The following is a 10,298-nucleotide window of genomic DNA, read 5'->3' as shown; positions in this document are numbered from 1 at the left end:
CTTTCCCTCGGTGAATCAACGGCCACAGGAGGTGGACTATGCGCAGCTTGCCGATTCGGTTATCGAACAAAATTGATGATGATCTGAACGATATCGCCCGGCGTCACGGGATGGAAAAAACCGAGGTAATCAAAATGGCGTTTGCACTGATTACCCTTGCCGATAAGTACTGGATGAAACAGGATGGTACTTCTCTTGGCATTGTACGGGAGAAGGGTGAACAGCTTGAAGCGGTGGGGCGGGTCGTGGAGATCTTCCCATGAACATCGAAAGCGGTAATCTGCGCGATGAGGCCAGCCAGGTTTATCTGGAGCAGGTCTTGGTCTTCGACGAAATGGAGCGGCTGCGCCTGGCACGCCAGGTGCTGTGCGGGATATTCGCGGTCAGCGTGGGCGTATTCGCCGCCCACGCGTATTGGGAGAAAAACGAAGCGCTGAATCAGGTGTTTGAGCTGGTGAAGATCGGCGCCTTGCCGCTGGTCACGCTGGTGGTCTCTTTTTACTTTCCCAACAGCGCATCCAGATAAGGCGTCACGTCAATGTGACTTCATGCCCGCCGCAGTCATCAGCAGGCGGAACAGTGAGGCAACCACGAACAGCCCCAGCACGCTGGCGCTCCAGATGATCACCAGCCAACCGATGCGTTTCCACCAGGGCGCCGGAGCGGCGGCTGCCGTTTTATCTTGCATAGCGTCCTCCTTCCTCAGTGATAGCCGTGTTCATGGCTGATCTTGCCGCGGAACACGTAGTAGCTCCAGAAGGTGTAGACCAGAATGATTGGGATGATGAACAGCGCGCCGACCAGCATAAAGCCGAGGCTCTGCGGCGGCGCGGCGGCGTCCCACAGGCTGATGGCCGGCGGGATCAGGTGCGGCCAGATGCTGATGCCAAGCCCGCTCAGGCCGAGGAACACCAGCAGCAGCGTCAGCATGAACGGCGAGTAGTGCGCGCCGCGTTTCACCCCATGCCGGATCCCCCAGGCGCTGAGCAGCACCAGTACCGGCACCGGCAGCAGCCAGAACAGGTTCGGCAGCGTAAACCAGCGCGCGGCGATTTCGGGATGCGCGATCGGCGTCCAGATGCTGACCGCAGCCAGCACCAGCAGCAGGATCGCCAGCAGCGGCGTCGCCAGGTGATACATGCGCGCCTGCAGGTCACCGGCGGTTTTCATCACCAGCCAGGTACAGCCGAGCAGGGCGTAGGTCACCACCAGCCCCAGCCCGCAGAACAGCGCGAACGGCGTCAGCCAGTCCAGTGCGCCGCCGGCGTAGGTGCGGCCTTCTACCGGGAAGCCGTTGATCACGGCGCCCACCACCACACCCTGGCTGAAGGTGGCGAAGAGAGAGCCCCAGATGAACGCTTTATCCCAGATATGGCGCTTCTCCGGCGTCGCCTTGAAGCGAAACTCGAAGGCCACGCCGCGGAAAATCAGCCCGATCAGCATCAGCGTCAGCGGGATCGCCAGCGCGTCGAGGATCACCGAGTAGGCCAGCGGGAAGGCGCCGAACAGCGCCGCGCCGCCCAGCACCAGCCAGGTCTCATTGCCGTCCCACACCGGGGCGACGGTGTTCATCATCAGATCGCGGTCGCCGCTCGCCTTCACCCACGGAAACAGAATGCCGATGCCCAAATCGAAACCGTCCATCACCACGTACATCATGGTGCTGAACACGATGATGACAAACCAAATCAGCGGAAGATCGATACCCATGTTCAGCTCCTGTCGTCCAGAGTGTCGTTGACCGCGGACAGCGGACGCGCCGGGCGGCCCTCGGTATTGTCTTCTTGGTGTTCATGCGGCTGCGGCCCTTTGCGGATCAGGCGCATCATGTAGGAGTAGCCCACGCCGAACACCGAGCAGTAGACGATGATGAACGCCAGCAGGCTGATGCTCATGTGCAGATCGCCGTGCGCGGACACCGCATCCTTGGTGCGCAGCAGGCCGTACACCACCCACGGCTGGCGGCCGATCTCGGTGGTGAACCAGCCCGCCAGCAGCGCCAGCAGCCCGGAAGGGCCCATCCACAGGATGAAGTACAGGAACGGACGCGACTGATAGAGCCCGCCGCGCCAGCGCAGCCACAGGCTCCACACCCCGGCCAGGATCATCAGCATGCCCAGCCCGACCATGATGCGGAACGACCAGAACACCACGGTGGAGTTGGGGCGATCTTCCGGCGGGAACGATTTGAGCGCCGGCACCTGCTCGGTCAGGCTGTGCGTCAGGATCAGGCTGCCGAGGTAGGGCACTTCCAGCTTGAAGCGGGTCTCTTCACGCTGCATGTCCGGCCAACCGACCAGGATCAGCGGCGTGGCTTCGCCCGGCGGGTTTTCCCAGTGGCCTTCGATGGCGGCGATCTTCGCCGGCTGATGTTTCAGCGTATTCAGGCCGTGCGCATCGCCGATCAGCGCCTGCACCGGCGCGACGATCAGCGCCATCCACATCGCCATCGACAGCATCTTGCGCATCGCCGGCGTGTCGCGGCCGCGCAGCAGATGCCAGGCGGCGGACGCGCCGACGAAGAACGCCGAGGAGAGGAAGGCGGCGGTGGACATGTGCAGCAGGCGATACGGGAAGGACGGGTTGAAGATGACCTTCAGCCAGTCAACCGGCACCACCTGGCCATTGATGATCTCATGCCCCTGCGGGGTCTGCATCCAGCTGTTGGAGGCCAGGATCCAGAAGGTGGAGATCAGCGTGCCGAGCGCCACCATGCAGGTGGCGAAGAAGTGCAGGCCGGGGCCGACGCGGTTCCAGCCGAACAGCATCACGCCGAGGAAACCGGCTTCGAGGAAGAAGGCGGTCAGCACTTCATAAGTCAGCAGCGGCCCGGTAATGCTGCCGGCGAACTCGGAGAAGAAGCTCCAGTTGGTGCCGAACTGGTAAGCCATCACCAGCCCGGATACCACGCCCATGCCGAAGTTAACGGCGAAAATCTTTGACCAGAAGTGATAAAGCTCACGATAGGCTTCATTGTGCGTTTTCAACCATAATCCTTCCAGCACCGCCAGATAGCTGGCTAAACCGATGGTGATGGCGGGGAAAATGATATGGAAAGACACGGTGAAGGCGAACTGTATTCTGGCAAGTTCCAGTGCATCAAGACCCAGCATGGCGCCTCCTAGGGTTGAACATAAATTAACCTCTTGAGTATAGCTGTCATTTTTATGTGAAATGCTTGGCGTTAAGTTAAGCACGGAGTACAGTGCCTATAATAGTGACAGTTATTTTAATTTTTCATATAACAGTTAATGGTTATGACCCGATACGAGCAGCTTGCGCAGCAGATTAGAGAACAGATCCAGAACCGGGTGTGGCGGGCGGGCGACAAGCTGCCTTCGCTGCGCGAGAGCGGCAAACGCGCCGGATTGAGCCTGATGACGGTGGTGCAGTCTTATCAACTGCTGGAGAGCCAGGGGTGGATCGTCGCCCGGCCGCAGTCGGGCTACTATGTGGCGGCGCGTCCGCAGCCGCTGCCGCAGCCTTCGCGCGGCGAGAAACTGCTGCTGAGCGAGCAGGTGGACATCAACGCCTTTATTTTCGACGTGCTGCAGGCCTGCAAGGATCCGGACATCGTGCCTTTCGGTTCGGCGTTTCCCGACGCCACGCTGTTCGCCCAGCCGAAGCTGGCGCGGGCGCTGAGCAGCGTAGCGCGCAAGTTCACGCCGCACAGTTCGCTGGTCAACCTGCCGCCGGGCAACGACGCGCTGCGGCGGCACATTGCCCAACGCTATGCGCTGAGCGGCATGCAGGTCGCGCCGGACGAGATCGTCATCACCGCCGGGGCGATGGAGTCGCTCAGCCTCAGCCTGCAGGCGGTGACCCAACCGGGCGACTATGTGGCGATCGAGTCGCCGGCGTTTTACGGCGCGCTGCAGGCGCTGGAACGGCTGCGGCTGAAGGCGGTGGCGATCGCCACGCATCCGCAGGACGGTATCGATCTGGACGCGTTGCAGCAGGCGGTGGAGCAGTATCCGATCAAAGCCTGCTGGCTGATGACCCACTTCCAGAACCCGCAGGGCGCCACCCTGCCGGAGGCCAACAAGCAGCGTCTGGTGGCGCTGCTGCGCGAACGGCAGATCTCGCTGATCGAAGACGACGTCTATGGCGAGCTGTACTTCAGCGCCGAACGGCCGCTGCCGGCGAAAGCGCTCGACAGCGGCGGCCAGATCCTGCACTGCTCGTCATTCTCCAAATGTCTGGCGCCGGGCTTTCGCGTCGGCTGGGTGGCGGCGGGGCGTTATGCGCAACAGATCCAGCGTTTGCAGCTGATGAGCACCGTTTCCACCAGCGTGCCAACCCAGATGGCGCTGGCGGATTATCTGCTGCACGGCGGCTACGACACCCATCTGCGGCGGCTGCGCCGCCTGCTGGCTCAGCGCCAAAGCGCAATGCGTCAGGCGATCGCCCACCATTTCCCGCCGACGGTGAAAGTCAGTCAGCCCGACGGCGGGTATTTCCTGTGGCTGGAACTCGACCCGGCGCTGTCGTCGATGGAACTGTATCGGCGCGCACTCGCACGGGGCATCAGCATCGCGCCGGGGCGCATGTTTACCACCGGCGACCATTTCAACCACTGCTTCCGTCTCAACGCCTCATTTGAATGGAATGACCGCTTTGAAGAGGCGATAAAAACCTTAGCCAAACTTATCCGGGGGCTGGCGGCGGCCGGCTGAACCGCGTTTTTCCCGCCGCTTCACCCCAGAAAAATTCATAATGCTTTTTTCGGCAATGGAATGCCGGTTTCGTTGTTAGACAGCCCTCCAGCCGCCCATTACTCTGCGATAAATTTTGTCACATTTTTATCAACGGGTAGACGAGGGGCAGTGGGTGAGTGGAATAAAAAATAAGCTAAACAAACTGTTGCGCTATCGACTGACGCCGCTGGCGTTGGTCTGCGCGCTGGGGCTGAGCGCCGGCGCGCAGGCGGAAACGCTGGCCGAAGGCATTACGCCGGCCAGCGACGCCGCTCGGGTGCCGGCCGCCGCCAAACTGCGCAAAGATACCGTCGTGGCGGGCATCTCGGAGCCGCAGGGGATTTTCAATCCGTATCTGTTCACCAACGGCTGGGACGAGAACGTGACCGACGTGATCTTCAGCCGGCTGATCGGCCTGGACAGCCAGGGCAAACCGGAAGGGCGCCTGGCGGAGTCCTGGCAGGTCAGCCCCGATAATCTGACCTACACCATCAAGCTGCGGCCGAATCTGGTCTACAGCGACGGCTCGCCGCTGAAGGCCGACGATATCGCCTTTACCCTGACTCTGCTGCATGACCCGGCCTATGACGGCGATACCGATATCACGCCGGCGCACATTCAGGGCGGCGCCGAGTATAAAAACGGCACCGCGGCCGGCATCAGCGGGCTGAAGGTGATCGACGATCGCACCATTCAGATCGTCACCACCCAACCGGGCGCGACCACGTTGCAACTGATTGGCGGGCCGGTCTTGTCGCGGGCTTACTACGGCAAAGACTATCAGCGCGGCAAGCTCGACGGCGTGCGCGCCTTGAACGGCAAGCCGCTCGGCAACGGCCCCTACATTTACGACAAGTACGTGCCGGGGCAGGAAATCCGCTTCCACGCCAACCCGAACTTCTACCTCGGCCCGCCGCCGATGGCGCGCTTTATCTATCGCGTCACCAACCCGGCCACCAACTTCCAGCTGTTCCAGACCGGTGAGACCGACTACGACGCCTTTACCGCCAAGCCGGACGATATCGAACAGCTCAAGCTGCTCGGTTTCGCCAATATCAACCTTTACAGCTCGAGCGATTACAGCCGGGTTGATTTCAACCTCAGACGCCCGGCGCTGCAGGACAAGCGGGTGCGTCAGGCGCTGATCTACGGCCTCGATCGGCAAAAACTGATCGCCGTGGTGTACCAGGGGTACGGCAAGGTCGCCAACCAGCCGATTTCGCCGATCTCCTGGGCTTACGACGCCAACGGCATCAATCCTTACGCTTACGATCTCGATAAGGCCAAAAAGCTGTTGGACGAGGCGGGCTGGCAGGTGGGCGCTGACGGCATCCGGCAGAAAGACGGTAAAAAGCTGGAGCTGACGCTGCTGGTGACCAAAAAGCTGATCAACGACGCGCTGGTGCCGATCGCCAAGGATAACTACCGCCGGCTCGGCGTGGTGCTGAAACCGCAGGTATTGGATTTCAACGCGCTGCTGGCGCAGCGCAAGGCGGGCAATTACGACCTGGCGTCTCTCAGCACCAGCACGCTGAACGATCCGCACGACGGCGTACGCGACTTCATCAGCCGCGAGAGCGAGACCGGCTACCACAACCCGCAGGTGGACGCGCTGATCGCCAAAGCCAATGCCACGCTGGATATCGCGCAGCGTAAGCCGCTGTACCATCAGCTGTATCAGGTGCTGGCGGACGATCCGCCGGTGATCCTGCTCGGCAACCGCGAAATCTTGAGCGCCAGCAGCGCGCGCGTCACCGGCTTTAAACCGGATATCTACAACGGACTGGTCGGCAGCCTGCCGAACGTCAAACCGGCTCCGTAACGCCCCGATGCCGCCGCGCTATTCCGGGCGGCGGCGATGGAATTCGCGATGAGAAATTTTATCCTGCGCCGTTTGTTGCAGACTATCCCGATGCTGTTGTTGGCTTCATTGCTGATTTTTTGCATCTTCGCCCTGGCGCCCGGCGACTTTATCGACGGCAATATCAACCTGACCGCGCAACGCGCCGCCGAGCTGCGGGCGCTGTATGGGTTGGATCAGCCCTTGTTCAGCCGTTACCTGCATTGGCTTGGCCGGCTGTTGCAGGGCGATCTCGGCTTCTCGCTGCAGTATCAGATCCCGGTCAGCACGCTGCTGAATCAATACATCTGGAACTCGTTCCTGCTGGCGGCGGTGGCGATGCTGCTGTATTGGGGCATCGCGCTGGCGGTGGGAGTGATCTCGGCGATGAAACCTTATTCGCTGTTCGATCATCTGATCACCGTGGCGGTGTTCGCCGCCATGTCGTTTCCGACGTTTTTCCTTTGCCTGTTGCTGATCAAATGGTTCGCCGTCGATCTGCACTGGTTGCCGGCGGGCGGCATGTTGCGCACCGGCAGCGAAGCGAGCGGGCTGGCCTGGGCGCTGGAGGTGGCGGCGCACCTGCTGTTGCCGGTGCTGGCGCTGGTGATGCTGCAGGCCGGCAGCCTGACGCGCTATTTTCGCGCCAGCATGCTGGAGGTGATCCGCATGGACTATATCCGCACCGCGCGCGCCAAAGGGCTCAGGGAGAAAACGGTGATCCTCAAACACGCGCTGCGCAATGCGCTGTTGCCGATCATCACCCTGCTGGGGTTCGAGCTGCCGGGATTGTTCTCCGGCGCGCTGATCACCGAAAAAATCTTCAACTGGCCGGGCGCCGGGCATATCCATATCGATTCGCTGGCGGCGCGCGATTATCCGGTATTGATGGGGTTCACGCTGTTTCTGGCGGCGTTGACCATTCTCGGCAATCTGCTGGCGGACATTCTGTACGCCTACGCCGATCCACGCATTCGCTTGAGGTAACACGATGTGGGTAACGCTGTTTTTCGGGCGCCGTCGCCGCTGGCGCCAGGCGCAGTTGCCGGCGCTGGCGCAGCTGTCTCCGCCGCCCGCCGCGCAGGCCTGGCGCCGTCTGCGCCGCCACCGACCGGCGATGATCTCGCTGGCGCTGCTGGTGCTGTTGGCGCTGCTGTGCCTGATTGGGCCGTCGCTGTCGCCGTGGCCTGACGACGCCGGCGATGTGCTGAACATCAATCAGGCGCCGAGCGGCGCGCATTGGTTGGGCACCGACTTTCTCGGCCGCGATATTTGCACCCGGCTGCTGCTGGCGGGGCGAATATCGCTGACCATCGGCCTGGTGTCGATGCTGCTGTCGGTGACGCTGGGCTATGTGCTGGGGGCGTTCGCCGGTTATCTGGGGGGCGTGGCGGATCGGTTGATCATGCGCTTCGCCGATCTGTTGATGACCATTCCCGGCCTGCCGCTGCTGATCATCATGGGGGCGATGCTGACCGAACTCGACGTGTCGCCGGACTACCGTATCTACATGGTGATGATCATGCTGAGCCTGCTGGGCTGGCCGTCGCTGGCGCGGCTGGTGCGCGGCCAGATCCTGTCGCTGCGCGAGCGGGATTTCATGTTGGCCACCGAAGTGCTGGGGCTCTCCACTCGGAGGCGCCTCTTCGGCCATCTATTGCCCAATACCGTGCCGATTTTGGTGGTGGTCGCCACCATGGCGGTGGCCAATGCCATCCTCAGCGAGTCGGCGTTGAGCTACCTTGGGCTGGGCGTGGTGCCGCCGACGCCGTCGTGGGGCAACATGATGGACGCCGCCAATAGCCTGATCGACTTTCAGCGCCGCCCCTGGCTGTGGATGCCGCCGGGGCTGGCGATCTTCGTCACCGTGGTGGCGATCAATATCTTGGGCGACGGCCTGCGGGACGCGCTCGATCCGAAAATGAGCGGGGTAAAACGATGAGTCAACCGCTGGTGGCGTTCGACCGGCTGTCGGTGTCGTTTCATGGCGAGCAGGGGCCGGTGCGGGCGGTGCAACAGGTCAGTCTTGAACTGCAGGCCGGGCAAACGCTGGGGATCGTCGGCGAATCGGGCTGCGGCAAAAGCGTGACCGCCATGGCGCTGATGGGGCTGTTGCCGCAGCCGCTGGCGCAGGTAGACGGCGGTGAGATTCGCTTTGAAGGGCAAAACCTGCTGTCGCTGCGGGCATCCAAGATGGCCGATTTGCGCGGCAACCGGCTGGCGATGATCTTTCAGGAGCCGATGAGCGCACTCAATCCGGTGTTGACCCTCGGCGAACAGCTGGTGGAGCCGCTGATCAGGCACTTGCTTCTGTCGCCGAAAGCGGCCTGGCGCCAGGCGATTCAACTCTTGACGGAAGTGGGGTTGGCGCGCGCGGAGGCGCTGATGCGCTGCTATCCGCATCAGCTTTCCGGCGGCATGCTGCAGCGCGTGATGATCGCCATGGCGATCGGGTGCCGCCCGGCGCTGTTGATCGCCGACGAACCGACCACGGCGCTCGACGTTACGGTGCAGGCGCAGATCCTGTCGTTGCTGCGTGAGCAGAGCCGGCGACACAACATGGCGATGATCTTGATCACCCACGATCTCGGGGTGATCGCCCAGATGGCCGATCGGCTGGCGGTGATGTACGCCGGGCGCGTCGTCGAGCAGGGAACGACCCGGGAAGTGCTGGACGAGCCGCGACATCCCTATACGCAGGGGCTGATCGCCTCGCGGCCGGTGCCGGGGCAGCGGCGACGCCGCTTGTACTCCATTCCCGGTCAGGTGCCGGATCTGGCGCGGCTGCCGGAGTATTGCGCTTTCGCCGAGCGCTGCGCGCAGGCCTCCGCTCGCTGCCGCGACGGCATTCCGCCGCTGTACGGCTCCCGTCAGCGTCAGTCCGCCTGTTTTCTCAATGCCGGAGGGCATCCGTATGTCGACTGAACCTTTGGTGGAGGTAAAGGGGTTAAAGAAATATTTTCCTCTACGCGACGGGCTGTTCGGGCGCACCACCGGCCAACTGAAGGCGGTGGACGACGTCAGCTTCAGCATTCGCAAGGGCCGCGTTTTCGGGCTGGTGGGTGAGTCCGGCAGCGGCAAAACCACCGTTGGCCGCACGCTGCTCGGCCTGCACGACAAAACCGCCGGCGAGGTGCTGTTCAAAGGGCAGGCGTTGGACGGCCTGAGCAAGGACGCGTTGCGCGCCCTGCGGCCGAAAATGCAGCTGGTGTTTCAGGATCCTTACAGCTCGCTGAATCCGCGTCTGCGCGTGGGCGACGCCATTGGGGAAGCGCTGTTGCAACACGGCCTGGCGAGCAAGGCGGAACTGCGCGAACGGGTGCTCGATACCCTGGCGATCTGCGGGTTGTCCTCACAGCATTATGGGCGGTTTCCGCATGAGTTTTCCGGCGGCCAGCGGCAGCGTATCGGCATTGCGCGCGCGTTGATCCTGCAACCGGAATTTATCGTCGCCGATGAGCCAATATCGGCGCTCGACGTGTCGATTCAGGCGCAGATCATCAATCTGTTTTCCGATTTACAGGAGCGGCAGGGGGTGACGCTGCTGTTTATCTCGCACGATCTCGGCGTGGTGGAGCATCTGTGCCAGGATGTGGCGGTGATGTATCTGGGGCAGATCGTTGAGAGCGCCGATCGCGATTCGCTGTTCCGCCAACCGCTGCATCCCTACACGCAGGCCTTGTTGGCGGCGGTGCCGACGCTGGATGCGCAACGCGCGCCGGCGTGGGTGGCCGGCGGCGAGCCGCCGAACCCCGCCAACC

Annotated in this window: 11 protein-coding genes; 8 read left to right on the top strand and 3 right to left on the bottom strand. The window is 62.4% G+C overall.

Going from position 1 to position 10,298, the window contains the following annotated elements:
* Nucleotides 1-38 precede the first annotated feature (38 nt).
* Together ITX55_RS16130 and ITX55_RS16125 are read left to right on the top strand one after the other, a co-directional pair.
* A complete protein-coding gene (locus tag ITX55_RS16130) occupies nucleotides 39-263 on the top strand; it encodes a hypothetical protein (RefSeq protein WP_025303190.1) in 225 nt (74 codons plus the stop codon).
* Nucleotides 260-526, top strand: coding sequence for a hypothetical protein (locus ITX55_RS16125; RefSeq protein WP_108680940.1), 267 nt, complete (start codon nucleotides 260-262; stop codon nucleotides 524-526). Before ITX55_RS16130 ends, ITX55_RS16125 begins: the two co-directional genes overlap by 4 nt.
* Before the next feature lie 9 nt (nucleotides 527-535).
* Here ITX55_RS16125 and ITX55_RS16120 read toward each other — a convergent pair whose 3' ends face one another.
* Genes ITX55_RS16120 through ITX55_RS16110 form a run of 3 tightly spaced genes read right to left on the bottom strand, consistent with a single transcriptional unit; the run spans nucleotide 536 to nucleotide 3,113 of the window.
* Nucleotides 536-688 (bottom strand): DUF2474 domain-containing protein, encoded by a 153-nt coding sequence (locus ITX55_RS16120; protein WP_004934619.1) that lies wholly within the window; start codon nucleotides 686-688, stop codon nucleotides 536-538.
* 14 nt (nucleotides 689-702) lie between these two features.
* Nucleotides 703-1,710, bottom strand: coding sequence for a cytochrome d ubiquinol oxidase subunit II (cydB, locus tag ITX55_RS16115; RefSeq protein ID WP_033650915.1), 1,008 nt, complete (start codon nucleotides 1,708-1,710; stop codon nucleotides 703-705).
* Nucleotides 1,711-1,712: 2 nt separating this feature from the next.
* Nucleotides 1,713-3,113, bottom strand: a complete 1,401-nt coding sequence (locus ITX55_RS16110; protein ID WP_004934615.1) for a cytochrome ubiquinol oxidase subunit I — start codon at nucleotides 3,111-3,113, stop codon at nucleotides 1,713-1,715.
* Nucleotides 3,114-3,257: 144 nt separating this feature from the next.
* Between ITX55_RS16110 and ITX55_RS16105 the strand changes: the two genes are divergently transcribed.
* From ITX55_RS16105 to ITX55_RS16080, 6 genes are all read left to right on the top strand, one after another.
* The gene (locus ITX55_RS16105; protein ID WP_042784770.1) at nucleotides 3,258-4,676 is read left to right on the top strand and encodes a PLP-dependent aminotransferase family protein; all 1,419 of its coding nucleotides are present in this window, start codon (nucleotides 3,258-3,260) and stop codon (nucleotides 4,674-4,676) included.
* 154 nt (nucleotides 4,677-4,830) lie between these two features.
* Nucleotides 4,831-6,519 carry an ABC transporter substrate-binding protein gene (locus ITX55_RS16100; protein WP_042784769.1) on the top strand — a complete coding sequence of 563 codons (1,689 nt, stop codon included), beginning with the start codon at nucleotides 4,831-4,833 and terminating at the stop codon, nucleotides 6,517-6,519.
* A gap of 48 nt (nucleotides 6,520-6,567) precedes the next feature.
* Nucleotides 6,568-7,524 carry an ABC transporter permease gene (locus ITX55_RS16095; RefSeq protein ID WP_069100992.1) on the top strand — a complete coding sequence of 319 codons (957 nt, stop codon included), beginning with the start codon at nucleotides 6,568-6,570 and terminating at the stop codon, nucleotides 7,522-7,524.
* 4 nt (nucleotides 7,525-7,528) lie between these two features.
* Entirely contained in the window at nucleotides 7,529-8,479 is a 951-nt protein-coding gene (gene opp4C, locus ITX55_RS16090) for an oligopeptide ABC transporter permease (RefSeq protein WP_046687269.1), read from the top strand.
* Nucleotides 8,476-9,462: an ABC transporter ATP-binding protein gene (locus ITX55_RS16085; RefSeq protein ID WP_108680939.1), complete on the top strand. Its 987-nt coding sequence runs from the start codon at nucleotides 8,476-8,478 to the stop codon at nucleotides 9,460-9,462. Before opp4C ends, ITX55_RS16085 begins: the two co-directional genes overlap by 4 nt.
* On the top strand, nucleotides 9,452-10,298 hold an 847-nt coding region (locus ITX55_RS16080; protein ID WP_223085212.1), incomplete at its 3' end, for an ABC transporter ATP-binding protein. The genes ITX55_RS16085 and ITX55_RS16080, both read left to right, overlap by 11 nt.

It is taken from the genome of Serratia sp. EWG9 (assembly GCF_019913725.1).
Taxonomy (GTDB): Bacteria; Pseudomonadota; Gammaproteobacteria; order Enterobacterales; family Enterobacteriaceae; genus Serratia; species Serratia ureilytica.
This window is presented reverse-complemented; position numbering and strand designations above follow the sequence as displayed.